Consider the following 18,570-nt stretch of genomic DNA (forward strand, 5'->3'; position numbering starts at 1 on the left):
TTGCAGAGTTGACCACACGATCACATACGATCGACGGCACCCTTCACCTTGTCCTTGGCCTTGCCAACGGCGACCTGAGCCTTGCCTTTGCCTTCCTGGACAGCGCCCTTGGCGCGCATTTCCTTGTCATCGGTGGCTTTGCCGACAGCCTGCTTGGCCTTGCCGGCCATTTCGTTGACCTTGCCGGAGATCTTATCGCTCGTGCTACCCATATCGGGTCTCCTCTGTTTGGCGAACCTTTGTTCGCACTTGCAGGGAGGAAACGTAGCCGTATCGATTTCGTTCCGTAGCGTGGCCGATCAGGCGTGGCCCGCTTCTGTGGAAAGCATGGCAGGGGTCACACCCATCAGAGCAAGAGCCCGCTCATACTTGTCGTCAAGGCTGCGGTCGAAGATCAGTTCCTCGTTGGCGGCGCAATTCAGCCAGCCATTGCTGGCGATTTCGGCTTCCAACTGGCCGGAACCCCAGCCGGCATAGCCAAGCAGCATCGTGGCGCGCTTCGGCCCGCCGCCCTTGGAGATGGCCCGAACGATATCGAGCGTCGCCGTCAGGCTGATGTCGTCGCTGACCGGGATGCTGCTGTCGCTGAGATAATCATCGGAATGCAGCACGAAGCCACGGCCGCTCTCGACCGGCCCGCCTGTCTGGATCGGAAAATCACGCGCATCCTGGGGCAAGAGAATGGCATCGTCTCGCTTTATCATCTCGAGATGCAGGAGAACGTCGGTGAAGGTGAGGTTCTGGCCGCGGTTAATGACGAAGCCCATGGCACCGGCATCGGAGTGCGCGCAGATATAGATGACTGTGCGGGCAAAATTGCTGTCGGCCATACCGGGCATGGCAATCAAAAACTGACCGTCGAGAAAGCCTCGCTCACGCCTATTCTTCAGAGTCGATAGGGACATCGTTCCTCCTGCCTGCGGCGCGTATGGCACCCGCAAGAGGGAAGATGGGGCAATGTCACAAATCAATCAACTGAAAATGATCAAATCTTTTTAGCGCGGTTATAGCGGCCTCTTCCCCTATCGGGTAAATCCCTGTTCCATGACACCAAGCTCCCGCCTGTTCCGGAAAATGATCGCTGTGGCCGCGGCAGTTTTCGCCTTGTCTGCCCAAATTGCGGACGCCGCTAGCAGTGATTGGCAGCTCAACGAAGGCGGGAGAATGCGGCTTGTAGCGCTCTCCCCCGACGACCAGGGGCGGATCAGGGCAGCGCTTCAGATCGAGCCGAAACCCGGCTGGGTCACCTATTGGCGCGAGCCCGGTGACAGCGGAATCCCGCCGCAAATCACACTTGCAGCAGACAGCGGCACGACGCTCGATAAAATCAGCTATCCGGTGCCGAAACCGATTGCAATCGGCCCCATCCAGGAGATCGGCTACGACGAGCCCGTGACGCTGCCGCTCGACTTGAAGGTTGCGGGCGATGCCAAGCCGGCCAAGCTGGACCTGACGGCATTCATCGGCCTCTGCAAGGATATCTGCATCCCTTTCCAGGCATCGTTTTCGCTGCCGCTTTCGTCGGCGGCGCAATCCGAACCTGAAGAGGTGGCGGTGCTGGATGCGACCGCAGCGACATTGCCGAAACCGCCCTCCCCGGATTTCTCCGTCGAGAGCCATTCGCTTTCGGCGGACGGTAAGAAATTGTCCTTGAAGATGACGTTGCCGGAGGCGGCGGGCGATGCGCCGCAGATCTATGTGACCGGCCCGAGCGGATATGTATTCTTCAAGCGGATGAACGACAAGCGCGACGGCCGCGACTTCCAGACCGATATCATGATCGGCCGGCTTCCGAAGACTTATGACATTAAGGGCAAGCGCTGGGACATCCTTGCAATCGACGGCGATCGCGCCATCGAAACGACGCTTGCTTTCGACTGACCGGAATTTATAGTTTTACTTCAACCGGTGGCGCCCGCGCCATCCAACTTCAAGACACGAGGAGAGACCCCATGACCATCGCTGTCGGCGATAAACTGCCTGCTGCCACTTTCAAGGAAAAGACGGCAGACGGTCCGGTCGAGATCACGACCGAACAGCTCTTCAACGGCAAGCGCGTCGTTCTCTTTGCCGTACCCGGCGCGTTCACGCCGACCTGCTCGCTGAACCATCTGCCGGGCTATCTCGAAAATCGCGACGCCATCCTTGCCAAGGGCGTGGACGATATTGCTGTCGTTGCCGTCAACGACTGGCACGTCATGGGCGCCTGGGCGCAGTCCTCCGGCGGCATGGGCAAGATCCATTTCCTCGCCGATTGGGATGCGTCCTTCGCAAAGGCCCTTGGTCTCGATGTCGATCTCTCCGGCGGCGGCCTTGGTGTCCGCTCCAGGCGCTATTCGATGCTCGTCGAGGATGGCGTGGTCAAGAGCCTCAACATCGAGGAAACCCCAGGCCAGGCCACGGTTTCCGGCGCTGCCGCGATGATCGAGCAGCTCTGAGCGGCTGTCTTGATTATGGAATGATGGAGGGCGTCCGATGGGCGCCCTTTTGTTTTCGAGCTTCTCAGGTAGTGCGGGACAATTTGTCAGCCGCCTCTTTTTTGCCGTAATCTTCCAGCTACAAACGTAACGTTATTACATTTCCATTACACGAAGCAGCCATGCCCTTGTTGAATGATCCATACCTCTCGTCCCTGATCGGACGCTCCGCCTTGACGCGCCTCGTCGGCGTAGCCGTTGTCCTTGTTCTATTATGGCTCGCCATCACTTGGGCGGTGGTGCTTCCATGAGCAGGCCGGCGATACACTTAGACAACGTTACCGTCGCCTATGAGCGGCATCCGGCGGTGCATCATGTTTCCGGCGCATTCCAGGCCGGTAGCCTGACGGCGATTGCCGGGCCTAATGGGGCGGGAAAGTCGACGCTTCTCAAGGCGATCGTCGGGGAGCTGAAGCCAGCCAGCGGCACGATCGATTGCGGAGCCCTGCAACGCAGCGATTTTGGCTACCTGCCGCAGGCGGCAGAAATAAATCGACGGTTCCCCATCTCGGTGGCCGATACCATCATGCTGGGTGCCTGGAAGAATTCCGGTGCTTTCGGCGGTTTTTCTCGCGATGATATGGAGCGGGCGAAGGAGACCCTGGCTGCAGTTGGACTGGGCGGATTCGAGCGGCGGCACATCGGTTCGCTTTCGGCCGGGCAGTTCCAGCGCGTGCTCTTTGCCCGCCTGTTGCTGCAGGACGCCCGTGTCATCCTGCTCGACGAACCCTTTACAGCCATAGACCAGCGCACCACCCGCGACCTGCTCGACATCGTTCTGCGCTGGCACGGCGACGGCCGGACCGTGATTGCCGTCCTGCATGATTTCGAGCAGGTTCGCGCGCATTTTCCCGAGACGTTGCTGCTTGCCCGCGAACTGGTCGGCTGGGGCCGGACGCAGGATGTCATGAGCCCTGCCAATCTCGTCGCCGCGCGGGCCATGGCGGAAAGCTGGGATGAGAGTGCGGAAGCCTGCCTGCCAGAGCAACCGCGGGCAAAGTGGGAACCGGCTGAATGACGGCTTACGACATCTTCCTGGCGCCCTTTGCCGACTACGGCTTCATGCGCCGCGCTCTGATCGCGTGCCTCTGCCTGGGGCTGGGCTCCGGCCCGATCGGCGTCTTCCTGATGCTCCGGCGCATGAGCCTGATGGGTGACGCCATGAGCCACGCGGTGCTTCCGGGTGCGGCGATCGGTTATCTCGTTGCCGGCTCGCTATCGCTGACGGCGATGGGGATCGGTGGTTTGGTGGCTGGGCTTTCGGTCGCCCTGCTGTCCGGGCTCGTCAGCCGCACGACCGTTCTCCAGGAAGATGCCAGCTTTGCGAGTTTCTATCTGACGTCGCTGGCGCTCGGGGTCCTGATCGTCTCGCTGCGCGGATCGAACATCGATCTCCTACATGTGCTGTTCGGCACGATCCTGGCGATCGATGCGCCGGCTCTCTACCAGATCGGCGCGATCACGACCGTGACGTTGGTGGTGCTTGCCATTATCTATCGGCCGCTTGTGATGGAGTGCTTCGATCCCGGCTTTCTGCGGGCGGTCGGCGGACGCGGGCCGCTCTACCACTTTCTCTTCCTGTTGATGGTCGTCCTCAATCTCGTTGCCAGTTTCCAGGCGCTTGGCACGCTGATGGCGGTCGGGTTGATGATGCTGCCTGCGGCGATTGCGCAGCTCTGGTCGCGCAGCCTGCCGCAGATGATGGTGATTGCCACTATCAGCGCCGTAGCCTCGGGCTATATCGGTCTCATTGCCTCCTACCAGCTGGAATTCGCCTCCGGCCCGACGATCATCATTACGGCGAGCCTGATCTACGGCTTTTCCATTCTCTTCGGTCCCTCGGGCATAGCCCGGCGGCTCGCTCCTCGCCCGCATCTCAAGGGCTAGGCCTTCCCCTGATCCACATCCATGAAGGAGATTTTCATGAAGTATAGCAGACTGCTCCTCTCCGCCGCATTGCCGGCACTTGTCGCGGCCGGCATCGCCGCCCCGGCTTCGGCCGAAACGCTGCCCGTCGTCGCCTCCTTCACCGTACTTGCCGATGTCGTCAAACAGGTCGGCGGCGACCATGTAAAGGTATCGAGCCTTGTCGGCCCCAACGGCGACCCCCATGAATTCGAGCCGTCGCCGGCCGATGCCAAGAAGCTCAATGCTGCCAAGATCACCTTCGTCAGCGGCGAAGGCCTGGAAGGATGGATGGACCGGCTGATCACGGCATCCGGCTATAAGGGAACTCCGGTCGTCGCATCCGAGGGCATCAACACCCGCACCATGGTCGACGACGGCAAGACGATCACCGATCCGCATGTGTGGAACAGCCCCGTCAACGTAAAAATCTGGGTGGCCAATATCGAAAAAGCGCTCGAAGCCGCAGATCCGGCCGATGCCGCCGACTTCAAGGCGAATGCCACGAAGTATACCCAGACGCTGACCGAGCTGGATGCCTATGCACACAAGAAATTCGACGGTGTATCGGCCGATCGCCGCAAGATCCTGACCAGCCACGACGCCTTCGGCTATTTCGGCCGCGAATACAATGTCAGCTTCCTCTCGCCGCTCGGCTTCTCGACGGAATCGGAAGCCTCTGCGGCGGATGTCGCCAAGCTCATCGAGCAGATCAAGACGGAGCACGTGAAGACCTACTTCTTCGAAAACTCGAACGATCCGAGGCTGGTCAAGCAGGTGGCCAAGGCAACCGGTGCAGCGCCGGGCGGCGTGCTCTATGTCGAGGCTCTATCGAAGGCGAACGGGCCGGCTCCGACATATGAAAAAATGTTCCGTTATAACGTTGATCAGCTTGCGGCCGCGATAGCGAAATCCAGCTGAGTTGGCTAAGGCATGCTGTGGGACCCCACAGCATGCCTCCCCAATCGCTCAGATATTGAGATCAAAGACCATGATGCCTGCTAATCCGCCGTCCGTGGAAGTAATGATACGTTCGCCGACGATTGCGTGCTCGGGGTGACCGAGATAGGTGTCGCGCGCCTCCGGCCCGTCAAAGGTGACGACAAAGCCGTCGACGAAGCCGCTATGCAGGCCCTCGGGCGAGACATTCGGGCCATATTTCACGTCAAGAATGCCGGGAATGAACTGCTTCAGCGCGACGACCGCTTCGAAGAGAGATTGCTTTTCATCGGGTGTCATGGCCGCCTTCAGCCGCAGGAAAACGCAATGCAGGATCACTCGAAATCTCCCTATGGTGTTTTTCGGCAGCATAGAGGGAAAGCGGCCCGGAGCAAGCCATGCTCCGGGCCACATTTCCAGTGATTATGCGCCTGCGCTTATTTGGCCGGGCGAAGCTGGAGTTGCGTTACACCGGCTGCGACATTCAGCCCCTTCGTCGCTTCGCCGCTAAGCGGCTGAAGACCGAAATTCTTGGCGGTACCGCCGATCAGCGCATTGGCCCCCAAACCAACACCGACGGATGCACCGGCTGTGGCCCCGACATAGCTACCCGCAAGCGCGCCCTCGCCCGCACGATTGGCCGAGAGATTGTAGACGACCCAGCGAAGATAGGATTTCTGGGTTACGCCGATATCGACACCGAATTTGCCGATACTGCCGACATATCGCTCACGCGGGCCGGAACTCTTGATGAAATCACATTGAACGGCCTTGCTGGATCCGATGATCATGCCGACGCCACCGGCGACCTCGCAGGATAGCGTACCCATTCGGCTCTTCTGCCCCGTTGCAGCTGGCTCGGCCGGCTTGGCCTTGGTGTGATGGGTGGTTGCAGCGCTGGCTACCGACGCAAATGCCATCGACGAGGCAGCTACAATTAAAACGAGCGATTTCATGGTCCTTCTCCCTTTCCATAAATCGACGTTTTCGGAACGGACTTGTGTTCAAATGGTTCCCGAAGAGCGGCAAAACAGCGTCCGAATGCGGCCGCCACAACTTATGCGTCCGATGAAAAAGTGACTTTCGCGGAAAGGATACGTTCTTTTACACATTAGATATTGCATAATTCGAAAACGGCCCTACATAGATACCTGTCGAGTATTGCTTGCGACCTTTGTCAACGCGAAACAGCGTTAAGTCAGATTTCCTCTCAACATCGATTAAAAACGGCGAGGTTTCGCCTTGTATTAACAACGATTGAAAGGAGATCGTTATGAATTCAGGTACTGTAAAGTGGTTCAATGGAACCAAGGGTTTCGGCTTCATTCAGCCTGACGACGGTTCCACCGACGTTTTCGTTCATATTTCCGCTGTTGAGCGGTCCGGTATGCGCGAGCTGACCGAAGGCCAGAAGATTCGCTACGATATTGTACGTGACCGCAAGTCCGGCAAGAATTCTGCCGATAATCTCCAGGCCGCATAATTGTCATTCGCCTTGGCTGACCACGGATGTACTGGCAGCATATGGGCTGAGTGACGGGAAGAGGTCGGGGTTGTGCCCGGCCTTTTTTGTCTGACGCGCCAGGCTGACCGTTTTGTCCGCCTGGTTGCCGATCTCGCATTCGAAATTCACAAGAACGGCGAAAGCCAGTTAGTTGCGACGCCAGGCGTCGCCAGATGGAGGATATAGTTTTGCAGGTTCTCGTCAGAGACAACAACGTCGATCAGGCACTCCGGGTTCTGAAGAAGAAGCTGCAGCGCGAAGGCGTATTTCGCGAAATGAAGGCGCGCAGCGCTTATGAAAAGCCCTCGGAAAAGAGAGCGCGCGAAAAGGCTGAAGCCATCCGCCGCCAGCGCAAGCTCGCCCGCAAGCAGATGCAGCGCGAAGGCCTGCTCCCTGCGCCAAAGAAAGTGCTCCGCGCGCGGTAATTTTTCCGGCGCCAAGGCGTGCGTCGTCCACCATGGACCACTGCTGGAAAGGAGAGCGCGATGACCGCTACAAAGGAAAAATTCTTCAATGCCGCCAAGCTTTCGGCGCAAGACAAGGCCGCTGCCACCGATCATACGGCGCGGGCTATCATTGCCGCTGAGCTTTCGGAGCGTGAACGCAAGACAGAAAGACTGAAGGCACTACGCTTGCAACAAGCCGCCAGCGCGCCAGCAGATAGTGACGCATCTCCCAAGAAGCGTGGACGTTCGTCCAAATCCTCTCCAAAACCGTAAAAAACAAGCGCCAGAGCCATCGTAAGCGGACGGCGATGTCGCTTGCCTTTCCGAACTCGTTCGAGAAACGATCCGCGGAGCCGCTTATCGTTTCTTGAAGGGCGCCATCCCCATGCGCGCCAGTTCATCGGCGCGTTCGTTTTCTGGATGGCCGGCATGTCCCTTTACCCAGTGAAGCGTGACCTTGTGCCTGTTGCGCGCCTCTTCCAAGGCCTGCCAGAGTTCGGCGTTCTTGACGGGCTTCTTGTCGGCAGTCTTCCAGCCGTTCTTCTTCCAGCCATGGATCCATTTGGAGATGCCATCCATGACATATTTCGAGTCCGTGTAGAGATCGACCTCGCAGGGCGTCTTCAGGGCGCTCAATGACGAGATTGCGGCCAGCAACTCCATGCGATTGTTTGTCGTCTCGGCCTCGCCGCCGGACATTTCCTTTTCGACGTCGCCGTACCGAAGCACCGCCCCCCAGCCGCCGGGACCGGGATTGCCGGAGCAAGCGCCATCCGTGAAGATATCAACGTGCTTCATCAGAGCGCCAGCCCATATTCGGCGCTGGAGGCGACCTGACGGTGGAAGCGCAGCTTGCGCAGATATTCGAGCGGGTCCTTCTTGGTCACCATCGCGCCAACAGGCGTCGTCAGCCAGTCGTAGAGGCGCGTCAGGAAGAAGCGCAACGCCGAACCGCGCGACAGGATCGGCAGCGCCGCGATCTCGTCATCGCTCAGCGGGCGAACGCTGCGGTAACCCTCGAGCAGCGCCGTGCCCTTGGTGATGTTGTAGGCGCCATCCTTTTCGAAGCACCAGGCATTGAGGCAGATCGAAACGTCATAGACGAGCATGTCGTTGCAGGCGAAATAGAAGTCGATCAGCCCGGAAAGCTCATCACCGAGAAAGAAGACATTATCGGGGAAAAGGTCGGCGTGGATGACACCTGTCGGCAAACCCTTCGGCCAGTTCGATGCCAGCACGTCAAGCTCGCCGCGAATCTCGTCCTGCAGTCCAGGTTCGACCTCGTCGGCACGAGCCTCGGATTTTTCCCACAATGCCTGCCATCCGTGCAGCGACAACGCGTTCGGACGCTTGATCGAGAACCCCTCGCCCGCAACATGCATCTGCGCTAAGGCCTTGCCCACCTCGCGGCAGTGCTTCGCCTCCGGCTTTCGCAGCCACATGCCTTCGAGGAAGGAGATCAGCGCTGCCGGTCGGCCCGAGAGTTCACCCAGCAAAGCACCATCGCGGCGCGGCAGCGGCAGCGGGCACGATAGGCCGTTGCCTGCCAGATGCTGCATCAGGCCGAGGAAAAAGGGTAAATCGCTTTTCTCCACCCGCTTTTCATAAAGCGTCAGGATCAGCGGATTCTTCGTCGTGTGCAGCAGGAAGTTCGAATTCTCGACGCCCTCGGCGATCCCCTTGTAGGAGGTGAGTTCACCGGCATCATATTCAGTCAGAAAGCGCTTGAGGTCGTCTTCAGTGATGTCGGTATAAACGGCCAAGGTGAGGTCTCACTAGTAATGTTTTACAATCAAATTCACGCCCGGCCCTACGCCTGGGCTTCGGGCGTTCGCCGCTGCAATCGATTCACTGGATCGATTGCTCCCTCTTCGCGGGACCGCGGCTCACCCATTAACAAAGGCCATGTCGGCAGCCGTCAGTTCGATATTGCGCAGTTCCCGGTTCACCAGGAAATTCTCCGTCTCCTTGACGGTTTCTGCGAGTTCGACCTGCGCATCGTAACGCATGCGGAAAGCCTCGATGATCTCGTTGACGATGACCTCAGGCGCGGAAGCACCCGCTGACAGGCCGACCGTAGAGATATCGCCCATCGCATCCCAGTCGATTTCCGACGCGCGCTGCACCAGGATGGATTTTTTTGCGCCGGCACGGAGCGCCACTTCGACGAGACGCTTAGAATTGGACGAATTGGGAGCGCCGACCACGATGAAGAGATCACAGCCGGGTGCTGCCTGTTTCACCACTTCCTGGCGGTTGGTCGTGGCATAGCAGATGGAATCGGCAGCCGGGGCCGTCAGATTGGGGAAACGCTCCTGCAGGCGCGCGATCACGCCGGCGGTGTCGTCAACCGACAGCGTGGTCTGGGTGACATAGCCGAGATTGTCGGGATCGACCGGCGTGTAGGCATCGACATCCTCCACAGTCTCGACCAGCGAAACCGAACCCTCGGGAAGCTGACCCATAGTGCCGATCACTTCAGGATGGCCGGCATGGCCGATGAGGACGACGTGGCGGCCGAGGCGATTGTGGCGCATCGCCTGCTTGTGAACCTTCGAGACCAGCGGACAGGTGGCGTCGAGATAGAAGAGATTGCGGCTATCGGCATCGGCGGGCACGGATTTCGGCACGCCATGTGCGGAGAAAACGACCGGCTGAGCCCTGTGCTCCACCGGGATCTCGTCCAGTTCCTCGACGAAGACCGCGCCCTTGGCTTCCAGGCCCTCGACGACATAGCGATTGTGGACGATCTCGTGGCGGACATAGACCGGCGCGCCATAGGACTTCAGCGCCAGGACGACGATCTGGATAGCGCGATCCACGCCGGCGCAGAAGCCGCGCGGGCCGCAGAGGCGAATGGTCAAAGGAGGTTTGGACACTGCTATGTTCATGTCTTTTCCGCAATAGATCCTGTCATGCCTGCTCTAGAGCATTCTAAAGAGGAAATGAAGCAATTCTATTGCGTGGGCGCCTCGGGATGACGCTTGCGATACCAGGAAATCCCGGCAATCGCGACCAGCGCTGCGGCCAGCCCATACCATGTAAAGGCATATTGCAGGTGATCGTTCGGCAGATCGATGATTGTCACGCCGCCGATCGGCAGGCCGGACGGATTGGGCGTCTTGTCGGCATCGACGAAGAAGGGAATGACCTTGGATTTGTCGAAGCCATCGCTCGAGGCCATGACGTCGAGGTCCTTCCAGTAGAAGATGTTCTTCGCGAGATCATTGTCGGGCACGATGTAGGATGGCTTGCCGGGCAGCTTGGCCCGCGCCAGGCCGGCTACCGTCTGCTGGCCGGTCAACTGGCCGTCGACGCGCATCTCCGGCTCCTTGGCATCGTAGGGCACGAAACCGCGGTTGACGAAGAGATAGCGCCCGTCGTCGAGCTGCAGCGGGGTATAGATGTAGAAACCCGAGGCGCCGTCATAGGTGGCGAAGAAGTGGCGCTCCTTGTTGTTGAGGTAGCGGCCGGTCGCCGTAACGTTCCGATATTCGATGTCGCCGCCGCTTGCCGCCATTGCCTCGATGGTCGAGAGCGGCACGGGCGCAGCAACGCGGCGTTCCGCGATATCGGCGAGAAGGCCTTCCTTCCAACGCAGGCGCTGCACCTGCCAGGTGCCGAGCGAAAGAAGGATCGCGAGGGCGACGAGAAGGATGATCGGCTTGGCGATCCGCCATCCAAGACTTTCGCGACAGGCGGGCATGACGGCTTCAGTCACGTTGGATCTGCCCCTGGCTGGCATTGTTGCGGAACTGGAGCGCGATCAGGATGCCCTTGCACCAGCGCAATGACAGAAGCGAAAGAATGATCGTCAGCGGTCCGAAGAGCAGGATATGCACCCAGATCGGCGGGCCGTAATTGACCTGCAGCCACAGCACCGACCCGATGACGATGAAGCCGACGATCAGGATGACGAAGACGGCCGGGCCGTCGCCTGCATCTGCGAACGAATAGTCGAGCCCGCAGGCGGCGCAGCGCGGCTTCAGCGACAAAAGGCCGTCGAAGAGCTTGCCCTCGCCGCAGCGCGGGCAGCAGCCTTTGAGCCCGACCTTAACGGGATCCACCGGCGGGAAATGAGCGCTATCCTCTTCCATCGATCTCCTCAATTACTCCTCAACTCTCACATAGAGTATTCCCACAGCGAAGGGAATCGGGAATGCCTGTGCGCTTTCGTCCCAGTGATTCGCATGAAATGAAGAAAAGAGACCATGAATTCAGACAACCATGCCGGCCAGATCATCATTCTGAACGGCGCGCCGAGATCCGGTAAGTCCACCATTGCAAGGACCATTCAGGAGAGATTCGAAGGTCCGTGGATGAATCTCGGCGTCGATACCTATGTCCGGCATATCACGCCGGAACGATACAGACCTGGGATCGGCCTGCGTCCAGGCGGCGAGCGGCCCGATCTGGAGGAGCTTGTGCCCCTCTTCTACGCCGCGCTGTATGAGTCCATCGCAATCCACAGCGGCTTCGGCCTGAACGTCGTTGCCGATTTCGGTCACCATGACGCCTATTCCCAGCCGCTCGGCATCCTCATCGACTGCGCGCGTCGGCTCGCGGATTTCCCGGTGCTTTTCGTCGGCGTGCATTGTCCGGTCGAGACCATCATGGAGCGGCGGCGCGCACCGGCGGCAGAACGCATCGGTGAATATCTGACGGTATCTGCGACAGAGCCACCGCCGGCCGCTGTCCTGCGCTGGCAAGAACAGGTGCACATTCCCGGCATCTACGATCTTGAGATCGACACTTCGGTGCTCACGCCCGCTGAATGCGTCCAGATGATCCGGGAGAAGCTCGACAGCGGCATCGAGCGCCCATCCGCCTTCGAGAGAATTGCCGAAGGCAAATAGAGCGTTGGTCCTGGCACTGTGGCACCTGCCTCCGGAGGCTGAGAGCATCTCGTTCCCGGAACGCATCCCATTCACTAAAAAGGCGGGCGCCATGGCGCCCGCCTTTTCAATTCCGGCAATAGGCTTCAGATCAGCCCGCAGCGACAGGCGCGCCCCAGCCGCCCCAAATGTAGATGCAGAAGAACAGGAACAGCCAGACGACGTCGACGAAGTGCCAATACCAGGCGGCGGCTTCGAAGCCGAAATGCTGTTTGGGCGTGAAGTCCCCCTTGATGGCGCGGACGAGGCAGACCAGCAGGAAGATCGTACCGATCAAGACGTGGAAACCGTGGAAGCCGGTCGCCATGAAGAAGGTCGCGCCATAGATCGAGTTTTTGAACGCGAAGGGCGCGTGGATGTACTCAAAGGCCTGAACGCTGGAGAAGAGCGCGCCAAGCAGCACTGTCAGAACCAGTCCCTGGATCAGGCCGCGGCGGTCGTTGTGCAGCAGGGCATGATGTGCCCAGGTGACGGTCGTGCCGGAGAGAAGCAGGATGATGGTGTTGTAGATCGGCAGGTGCCAGGGGTCGAGAACCTCGATGCCCTTCGGCGGCCAAGTGCCGCCTGTGAAGGCCGTGCGCGAGGCCTGGATCGCCTCGTTCGGGAACAGGCTGGCGTCGAAATAGGCCCAGAACCAGGCAACGAAGAACATCACTTCGGAAGCGATGAACATGATCATGCCGTAGCGCAGGTGCAGCGAGACGACACGCGTATGGGCGCCTTCATGCGCTTCCTTGATCGTGTCGGCCCACCAGCCGAACATCACGTAGAAAATACCCGCCAGGCCGATGAAAAACAGCCAGGGATTGGCCATTTCGAGGCCCAGAAGCTTGATCGAGCCGCCGTTCAGGTAGCGCATGTAGCACACGCCGCCGAAGGTCAGCACAAAAGCAAAGAGTGATGCCAGGACTGGCCACGGGCTAGGATCGATAATGTGATAGTCGTGATTTTTCTGATGCGCTTCGGCCATGTCAGCAATTCCCCGAATAACTTTTCCCATATTGCTTCCGGCTCAGCCGAAAAGCTCAACTCATCAAAGTTTCTTTTCCACGTCCTTCGCCGCGCCCTCGCTTGAAGCCACCGGCTTCGTTTCCTCGCGCGGATAGAAGGTGTAGGAAAGCGTCAGCGTTCCGATATCCTTGGTTTCTTCTGCCTTGGTGATGTCCGGATCGACGTAGAAGAGCACAGGCATCTCGCGCTTTTCCCCCGGCGCAAGGTCTGTCTCGCTGAAGCAGAAGCACTGCACCTTGTTGAAATAGGCGCCTGCCGAAAACGGCGTTATGTTGAACATCGCCTGGCCGTGCGTCGGCTGATCGGACTTGTTCTCGACCATGAACTTGACTTCGACCGTCTCGCCGATCTTCGGATCGATCTCGCGCTGCATCGGCTTGAAATCCCAGGGAAGACCCGGCGCGACATTCGCGTCGAAGGTGACCTGGATGCGCTTGTTGAGGATGACGTTGGATGCCTGCTCGACCCGCTGCGTCGTGCCGTTGAAACCGGTCACCTGGCAGAACATGCGATAAAGCGGAACGGCGGCGTAGCTCATCGCGCCCATGCCGACAATGAAGCTGAGGCACATCCCGACAATCAGGCCGTTATTTCGGCCTGCTGTTCCTGTCCTGTCTGATGCCCCCTCCGCCATTCGTGTCCTCCTCACTAATGTCCGGTGCCAATCTTTATAATGGTCATGACGTAGAAGATGATGACCAACCCCGCCAGCACCAGCCCGAGAGCGACATTGCGCCCCCGCCGCGATTTCTTCTGCGCTTCCGTGAGCTTAATCAGTTCCATCAGAACCATCCTCCGGTTCCCGAAATGACGAAGGCTACCAGCCGGTCAATCATGAGCGCCGAAAAGATGGCGAAGAGATAGAAGATCGAAAAACCGAAGAGCTTCTTGGCCGGGATCATCTTCACGTCGCCGTCCGGCATCCGCCAGACGGCGATGGAACAGTATATGAAGACGGCGCCAAGGGCCGCGGCAACGACGCCATAGCCGAGGCTAGCAAAGCCCATCGCTGTCGGCACGACTGCCACAATCGCCGTCAGCACAGCATAGACAACAATCTGGTTCTTGGTCGTTGGGATGCCCGACACGTTCGGCAGCATCGGCACGCCGACGGCCTCGTAGTCACGCATCTTGAACAAGGCCAGCGCCCAGAAATGCGCGGGCGTCCAGAGAAAAATGATCAGGAAGAGCACGATGCTCTCGACCGGAACCGTGCCGGTCACGCAGGCCCAGCCGATAACGGGCGGAAAGGCACCGGCGGCACCGCCGATGACGATATTCTGCGGCGTCGAGCGCTTCAGCCACATCGTGTAGACGACAGCGTAGAAGAAGATGGTGAAGGCGAGAAGGAAGGCGGACAGCCAGTTGACCGCAAGCCCGAGGATCACCACCGAGAAACAGGACAGGACGAGGCCGAAAGCCAGAGCTTCGGAAGGCCTGATGCGGCCGGCGGGGATGGGGCGGCGCGCGGTGCGGGTCATGACCGCGTCGATATCGGCGTCGTACCACATGTTGAGCGCGCCGGACGCGCCCGCGCCGACGGCGATGCACAGGATGGAAATGAAGGCGATGATGGGATTGATATGGCCCGGAGCAAGCACCAGTCCGGCAAAGGCAGTGAAGACCACCAGCGACATGACGCGAGGCTTCAAAAGCTCGAAATAATCGCGCGCTCCTGCTTCCGACAGGCCGATCTCGGCCTGTTGCGCAAGTGGCTCGTGATTGTCGATGACTGCCATTATCCCGTCCAGTTTCTCTTGATGCGCGGGCGCCGCAGTTTCAACGGCACCCGGAATTCCGTTACTTGATACGTGGGAGCTGTTCCCACTGGTGATATGGCGGCGGAGACGACAGCTGCCATTCCAGCGTCGTTGCCCCCTCGCCCCAAGGATTGTCGCCGGCGACGCGCTTCTTCGAGAAGGCATCATAGATGCCATAGAGGAAGATCAGCACGGCGACGCCCGATATATACGAACCGACCGAGGAAACATAGTTCCATCCGGCGAAAGCATCGGGATAGTCGATGTAGCGGCGCGGCATGCCGGCAAGACCGAGGAAATGCTGCGGGAAGAAGACCATGTTGACGCCGATGAACATGACCCAGAAGTGCAGGTTGCCGATCGTCTCATTGTACATGTAGCCCGTCATCTTCGGGAACCAGTAGTACCAGGCGGCAAAGATCGCGAAGACGGCGCCCAGCGACAGCACGTAATGGAAGTGCGCGATGACGTAATAGGTGTCATGCAGCGAGCGGTCGAGGCCGGCATTGGCGAGTTGCACGCCGGTGACGCCACCGACGGTGAACAGGAAGATGAAGCCGATCGCCCAGATCATCGGCGTGCGGAACGAGATCGAGCCGCCCCACATTGTCGCGATCCAGGAGAAGATCTTCACGCCCGTCGGCACCGCGATGACCATGGTCGCAAAGACGAAGTAGCGCTGCGTATCGAGCGACAGGCCGACCGTATACATATGGTGAGCCCAGACGACGAAGCCGACGGCGCCGATCGCGACCATGGCGTAGGCCATGCCGAGATAGCCGAAGACCGGCTTCTTCGAGAAGGTCGAGACGATGTGGCTGATCATGCCGAAGCCGGGCAGGATCAGGATGTAGACTTCCGGATGACCGAAGAACCAGAACAGATGCTGGTAGAGCAGCGGGTCGCCGCCGCCTTCCGGCGCGAAGAACGTCGTGCCGAAGTTGCGGTCCGTCAGTAGCATGGTGATGGCGCCTGCCAGAACCGGCAGCGACAGCAGCAACAGGAAGGCGGTGATCAACACGGCCCAGGCAAAAAGCGGCATCTTATGCAGCGTCATGCCCGGCGCGCGCATGTTCAGGATCGTGGTGATGAAGTTGATCGCGCCGAGGATCGACGATGCACCAGCGATGTGGATCGCGAAGATCGCAAGGTCGACGGCCGGCCCCGGATGACCGACAGAACTCGACAGCGGAGGATAGAGCGTCCATGCCGTACCGGCGCCGTAAGCGCCTGCGGGACCTTCCACGAACATCGAGAGGATCAGCAGCAGGAAGGCCGGTACGATCAGCCAGAAGGAAATATTGTTCAGGCGCGGAAACGCCATGTCAGGTGCGCCGATCATGATCGGCACCATCCAGTTGGCGAAGCCGCCGATCATGGCCGGCATGACCATGAAGAAGATCATGATCAGGCCGTGCGCCGTCGTGAAGACATTGTACATCTGCTTGCCGCCATCGAGCGCGGCGTCAGCGGAGTAGCCGTAGACCATCTGGGCGAGGCCCGGGAAGATCTGGATGCCCGGCTCCTGCAATTCCATGCGCATCAGGATCGACAGCGAACCGCCGACGAGACCGGCGAAGATCGCGAAAATCAGATAAAGCGTGCCGATATCCTTGTGGTTGGTCGAAAAGAACCAACGGTCGATAAAGCTCGGCTTGTGGGAGTGCGAATGATGATCGTCGTGCGCATGGGCGTCGCGATGATCGTGCGAATGGTCGTCGTGAGCGGCAGATCCAGCCATTTTAAGTCCCCTCCCGGATTACTGCGTGACGTTAGCGGCGACATCGGTCGCCTTGGCCGGCACATCGACCTCAGCCATCAGCGCCTTGTTCGCCTTGCCGAGATCGGTGGCGGCAGCCGTCAGCCACTGTTTGTACTTGTCTTCGGCAACGACGCGGATCGCGATCGGCATGAAGGCGTGGTCCTTGCCGCAGAGCTGGGAACACTGGCCGTAGAAGATGCCTTCGCGCTCAGCTTTGAACCAGGTCTCGTTCAGGCGGCCCGGCACGGCGTCGATCTTGATGCCGAAGGATGGCATGGAGAAGGAGTGAATGACATCGGTCGGCGCAGCGGTGACAAGCACGCGCACGGTCTTGCCGACCGGAATGACCATCTCGTTGTCGACAGCCAGAAGACGCGGATAGATCGACTTGTCATCCTTGCCGGCAGCAGCGCGGTCCGGCTCCTTCAGCATATAGGAATCGAAGGCCAGCGGATTGTCGCCGCTATTTTCATATTCGTAGTTCCACTGCCACTGGGTAGCCGTCGCCTTGACCGTTACGTCCGGATTCTGGGGGAAGGTCAATTGCTCGGTCAGAAGCTGAAAAGAGGGAACCGCCAGGAACAGCAGGATGAGCACCGGCCCAATCGTCCAGATCACCTCGATGACCGTATTGTGGCTGGTGCGCGAGGGAACCGGATTCTTGCTGGCGCGGAACCGGATCATCACCACAAAAAGGAGAGCAAGAACCAGCAGCGTGATCGGTACGACAAACCAAAGCGAGTAGGCATTGAACCAGCGAATCTGGCTCATGATCGGTGTCGCTGCCGGCTGCAAGTTGATTTGCCATGGAGATGGCTGATCGGCATAGCTGCCGGTTGCAAAAAGCAGACAGGCGGTCGCCGCCATAACTGCGTTGGCCCTCTTAATCACGATGTCTCTCCCTCAAGCGCCCGTTCTGGATCAGTCACAGGCGCAGAATCCCTACAATCCTCAACCGTTTCAAACCACAGTTTCAGGCGGTCCGCAACAACTCAGAGCAATCGGCTATGCGGCATTTTTGCGCAAACTAAAGTCCTCATCCCATTGCGCAAACAACACCAAGCCTTTTCATCATCATAGGCAAAACAATGCTTGGGTCCAATCATTACGGGAAACAAAGTCAGCCTTAGTCCTATTTCTGCCGCAGTCGAATTGGAATCCAGCGGCCAGGGCTTTTCATTGTCGGCTGCGACCTCGACAATGGCGCCACTGATTCGAATCTAGAGGTATCCATGGGTTTTCGTTCCCTCGCGCGGTTTTGGCTTCTAACCGCCAGCATCGCTGCCGCGGCCACAGTACCCGTTCTCGCCCAGCAATCTCAGCCGGCCCAGAAACCGCCGGCCGCCCAGCCCGCCCCCCCGGCCGCAGCGCCCCAAGGCAGCCCAAATGCGCCCTCTCCGGCCCAGCAGCCGCCCGGAACCGTAAAGTCGAGCCATGGCGCATGGTCGGTCATCTGCGACAAACCCCCGGGCGCAATGACCGATCAATGCGCGCTGATGCAGAACGTCATCGCCGAGGATCAGCCCGAAATCGGCCTTTCCGTCGTCGTGCTGAAAACCGCCGACCGCAAGTCGCGGATCCTTCGCGTGCTTGCGCCGCTTGGCGTCCTTCTCGATACGCGTCCGCCGGTCAGTGGCGGCCTCGGCCTGATCGTCGATGGCGAAAACCTCGGCAATACGCAATTTGCCCGTTGCTTTGCCGATGGATGCTACGCTGAAGTCGAAATCGATGATAATCTTATGAAGATGCTGCGTGTCGGATCCACAGCCGTCTTTTCGATCCGCGAGACCGGGGATAAGGATAGCATCGGTATTCCCGTGGAACTCAAGGGGTTCGCCGAAGGTTATGATGCCCTGCCCTGAGCATCGCCC

The 18,570-nt window shown here is 59.3% G+C and carries 25 protein-coding genes; 10 read left to right on the forward strand and 15 right to left on the reverse strand.

Annotation, left to right across the window (positions count from 1 at the left end; genetic code table 11):
• Positions 1 to 20: 20 nt before the first annotated feature.
• Both EV561_RS04255 and EV561_RS04260 read right to left on the reverse strand, forming a co-directional pair.
• Positions 21 to 212 carry a CsbD family protein gene (locus EV561_RS04255; RefSeq protein WP_132517890.1) on the reverse strand — a complete coding sequence of 64 codons (192 nt, stop codon included), beginning with the start codon at positions 210 to 212 and terminating at the stop codon, positions 21 to 23.
• A gap of 87 nt (positions 213 to 299) precedes the next feature.
• Positions 300 to 905, reverse strand: a complete 606-nt coding sequence (locus EV561_RS04260) for a YqgE/AlgH family protein (protein WP_132517892.1) — start codon at positions 903 to 905, stop codon at positions 300 to 302.
• Positions 906 to 1,164: 259 nt separating this feature from the next.
• Here EV561_RS04260 and EV561_RS04265 point away from each other — a divergent pair, with 259 nt between their 5' ends.
• From EV561_RS04265 to EV561_RS04285, 5 genes are all read left to right on the forward strand, one after another.
• Positions 1,165 to 1,881 (forward strand): protein-disulfide reductase DsbD domain-containing protein, encoded by a 717-nt coding sequence (locus EV561_RS04265; protein WP_348633724.1) that lies wholly within the window; start codon positions 1,165 to 1,167, stop codon positions 1,879 to 1,881.
• A gap of 71 nt (positions 1,882 to 1,952) precedes the next feature.
• Positions 1,953 to 2,438, forward strand: a complete 486-nt coding sequence (locus tag EV561_RS04270; RefSeq protein WP_132517894.1) for a peroxiredoxin — start codon at positions 1,953 to 1,955, stop codon at positions 2,436 to 2,438.
• 286 nt (positions 2,439 to 2,724) lie between these two features.
• Positions 2,725 to 3,495: an ABC transporter ATP-binding protein gene (locus EV561_RS04275; RefSeq protein WP_132517895.1), complete on the forward strand. Its 771-nt coding sequence runs from the start codon at positions 2,725 to 2,727 to the stop codon at positions 3,493 to 3,495.
• Entirely contained in the window at positions 3,492 to 4,364 is an 873-nt protein-coding gene (locus tag EV561_RS04280; RefSeq protein WP_132517897.1) for a metal ABC transporter permease, read from the forward strand. Before EV561_RS04275 ends, EV561_RS04280 begins: the two co-directional genes overlap by 4 nt.
• 36 nt (positions 4,365 to 4,400) lie before the next feature.
• Complete coding sequence (locus tag EV561_RS04285; RefSeq protein WP_132517899.1) at positions 4,401 to 5,303, forward strand: zinc ABC transporter substrate-binding protein; 903 nt, start codon at positions 4,401 to 4,403, stop codon at positions 5,301 to 5,303.
• 48 nt (positions 5,304 to 5,351) lie between these two features.
• Here EV561_RS04285 and EV561_RS04290 read toward each other — a convergent pair whose 3' ends face one another.
• Positions 5,352 to 5,660, reverse strand: coding sequence for a Dabb family protein (locus EV561_RS04290; protein ID WP_132517901.1), 309 nt, complete (start codon positions 5,658 to 5,660; stop codon positions 5,352 to 5,354).
• A 98-nt stretch (positions 5,661 to 5,758) separates the two neighbouring features.
• Positions 5,759 to 6,277 (reverse strand): DUF992 domain-containing protein, encoded by a 519-nt coding sequence (locus EV561_RS04295; RefSeq protein WP_132517903.1) that lies wholly within the window; start codon positions 6,275 to 6,277, stop codon positions 5,759 to 5,761.
• A gap of 317 nt (positions 6,278 to 6,594) precedes the next feature.
• On the opposite strand from EV561_RS04295, the gene EV561_RS04300 reads away from it, so the two are divergent.
• The 3 genes from EV561_RS04300 (at position 6,595) to EV561_RS04310 (ending at position 7,544) form a co-directional block, all read left to right on the forward strand.
• Positions 6,595 to 6,804, forward strand: coding sequence for a cold-shock protein (locus tag EV561_RS04300; protein WP_132517905.1), 210 nt, complete (start codon positions 6,595 to 6,597; stop codon positions 6,802 to 6,804).
• A gap of 209 nt (positions 6,805 to 7,013) precedes the next feature.
• Positions 7,014 to 7,250 (forward strand): 30S ribosomal protein S21, encoded by a 237-nt coding sequence (gene rpsU / locus EV561_RS04305; protein ID WP_132518109.1) that lies wholly within the window; start codon positions 7,014 to 7,016, stop codon positions 7,248 to 7,250.
• Between the two features lie 60 nt (positions 7,251 to 7,310).
• On the forward strand, positions 7,311 to 7,544 hold the full coding sequence (locus EV561_RS04310; protein ID WP_132517907.1) for a hypothetical protein: 234 nt from the start codon (positions 7,311 to 7,313) through the stop codon (positions 7,542 to 7,544).
• Positions 7,545 to 7,628: 84 nt separating this feature from the next.
• Here the strand turns inward: EV561_RS04310 and rnhA are convergent, their stop codons facing one another.
• From rnhA to EV561_RS04335, 5 genes are all read right to left on the reverse strand, one after another.
• Positions 7,629 to 8,069: a ribonuclease HI gene (rnhA, locus tag EV561_RS04315; RefSeq protein ID WP_132517909.1), complete on the reverse strand. Its 441-nt coding sequence runs from the start codon at positions 8,067 to 8,069 to the stop codon at positions 7,629 to 7,631.
• Positions 8,069 to 9,034, reverse strand: a complete 966-nt coding sequence (locus EV561_RS04320; protein WP_132517911.1) for a homoserine kinase — start codon at positions 9,032 to 9,034, stop codon at positions 8,069 to 8,071. The genes rnhA and EV561_RS04320 overlap by 1 nt, the downstream gene beginning before the upstream one ends.
• A gap of 123 nt (positions 9,035 to 9,157) precedes the next feature.
• Positions 9,158 to 10,162, reverse strand: coding sequence for a 4-hydroxy-3-methylbut-2-enyl diphosphate reductase (ispH, locus tag EV561_RS04325; protein ID WP_132517913.1), 1,005 nt, complete (start codon positions 10,160 to 10,162; stop codon positions 9,158 to 9,160).
• Between the two features lie 65 nt (positions 10,163 to 10,227).
• Positions 10,228 to 10,977, reverse strand: a complete 750-nt coding sequence (locus tag EV561_RS04330; protein WP_245512589.1) for an SURF1 family protein — start codon at positions 10,975 to 10,977, stop codon at positions 10,228 to 10,230.
• 7 nt (positions 10,978 to 10,984) lie between these two features.
• A complete protein-coding gene (locus tag EV561_RS04335; protein WP_132517917.1) occupies positions 10,985 to 11,368 on the reverse strand; it encodes a DUF983 domain-containing protein in 384 nt (127 codons plus the stop codon).
• Positions 11,369 to 11,482: 114 nt separating this feature from the next.
• Here EV561_RS04335 and EV561_RS04340 point away from each other — a divergent pair, with 114 nt between their 5' ends.
• Positions 11,483 to 12,127, forward strand: coding sequence for an AAA family ATPase (locus tag EV561_RS04340; RefSeq protein WP_132517919.1), 645 nt, complete (start codon positions 11,483 to 11,485; stop codon positions 12,125 to 12,127).
• A 130-nt stretch (positions 12,128 to 12,257) separates the two neighbouring features.
• Here the strand turns inward: EV561_RS04340 and EV561_RS04345 are convergent, their stop codons facing one another.
• The 6 genes from EV561_RS04345 to coxB form a co-directional block, all read right to left on the reverse strand.
• The gene (locus EV561_RS04345; protein ID WP_132517921.1) at positions 12,258 to 13,136 is read right to left on the reverse strand and encodes a cytochrome c oxidase subunit 3; all 879 of its coding nucleotides are present in this window, start codon (positions 13,134 to 13,136) and stop codon (positions 12,258 to 12,260) included.
• Positions 13,137 to 13,199: 63 nt separating this feature from the next.
• Complete coding sequence (locus EV561_RS04350) at positions 13,200 to 13,811, reverse strand: cytochrome c oxidase assembly protein (RefSeq protein WP_132517923.1); 612 nt, start codon at positions 13,809 to 13,811, stop codon at positions 13,200 to 13,202.
• 14 nt (positions 13,812 to 13,825) lie between these two features.
• Positions 13,826 to 13,960: a hypothetical protein gene (locus EV561_RS38385; RefSeq protein WP_281024705.1), complete on the reverse strand. Its 135-nt coding sequence runs from the start codon at positions 13,958 to 13,960 to the stop codon at positions 13,826 to 13,828.
• Positions 13,960 to 14,916 carry a heme o synthase gene (locus tag EV561_RS04355; RefSeq protein WP_132517925.1) on the reverse strand — a complete coding sequence of 319 codons (957 nt, stop codon included), beginning with the start codon at positions 14,914 to 14,916 and terminating at the stop codon, positions 13,960 to 13,962. The genes EV561_RS38385 and EV561_RS04355 overlap by 1 nt, the downstream gene beginning before the upstream one ends.
• Before the next feature lie 61 nt (positions 14,917 to 14,977).
• Positions 14,978 to 16,678, reverse strand: a complete 1,701-nt coding sequence (ctaD, locus tag EV561_RS04360) for a cytochrome c oxidase subunit I (RefSeq protein WP_132517927.1) — start codon at positions 16,676 to 16,678, stop codon at positions 14,978 to 14,980.
• A gap of 18 nt (positions 16,679 to 16,696) precedes the next feature.
• Positions 16,697 to 17,590 carry a cytochrome c oxidase subunit II gene (gene coxB, locus EV561_RS04365; protein ID WP_132517929.1) on the reverse strand — a complete coding sequence of 298 codons (894 nt, stop codon included), beginning with the start codon at positions 17,588 to 17,590 and terminating at the stop codon, positions 16,697 to 16,699.
• A gap of 341 nt (positions 17,591 to 17,931) precedes the next feature.
• Here coxB and EV561_RS04370 point away from each other — a divergent pair, with 341 nt between their 5' ends.
• Positions 17,932 to 18,561: an invasion associated locus B family protein gene (locus EV561_RS04370; RefSeq protein ID WP_132517931.1), complete on the forward strand. Its 630-nt coding sequence runs from the start codon at positions 17,932 to 17,934 to the stop codon at positions 18,559 to 18,561.
• Positions 18,562 to 18,570 lie beyond the last annotated feature (9 nt).

The sequence above is a fragment of the Rhizobium sp. BK376 genome (assembly GCF_004341625.1).
Lineage (GTDB): Bacteria > Pseudomonadota > Alphaproteobacteria > Rhizobiales > Rhizobiaceae > Rhizobium.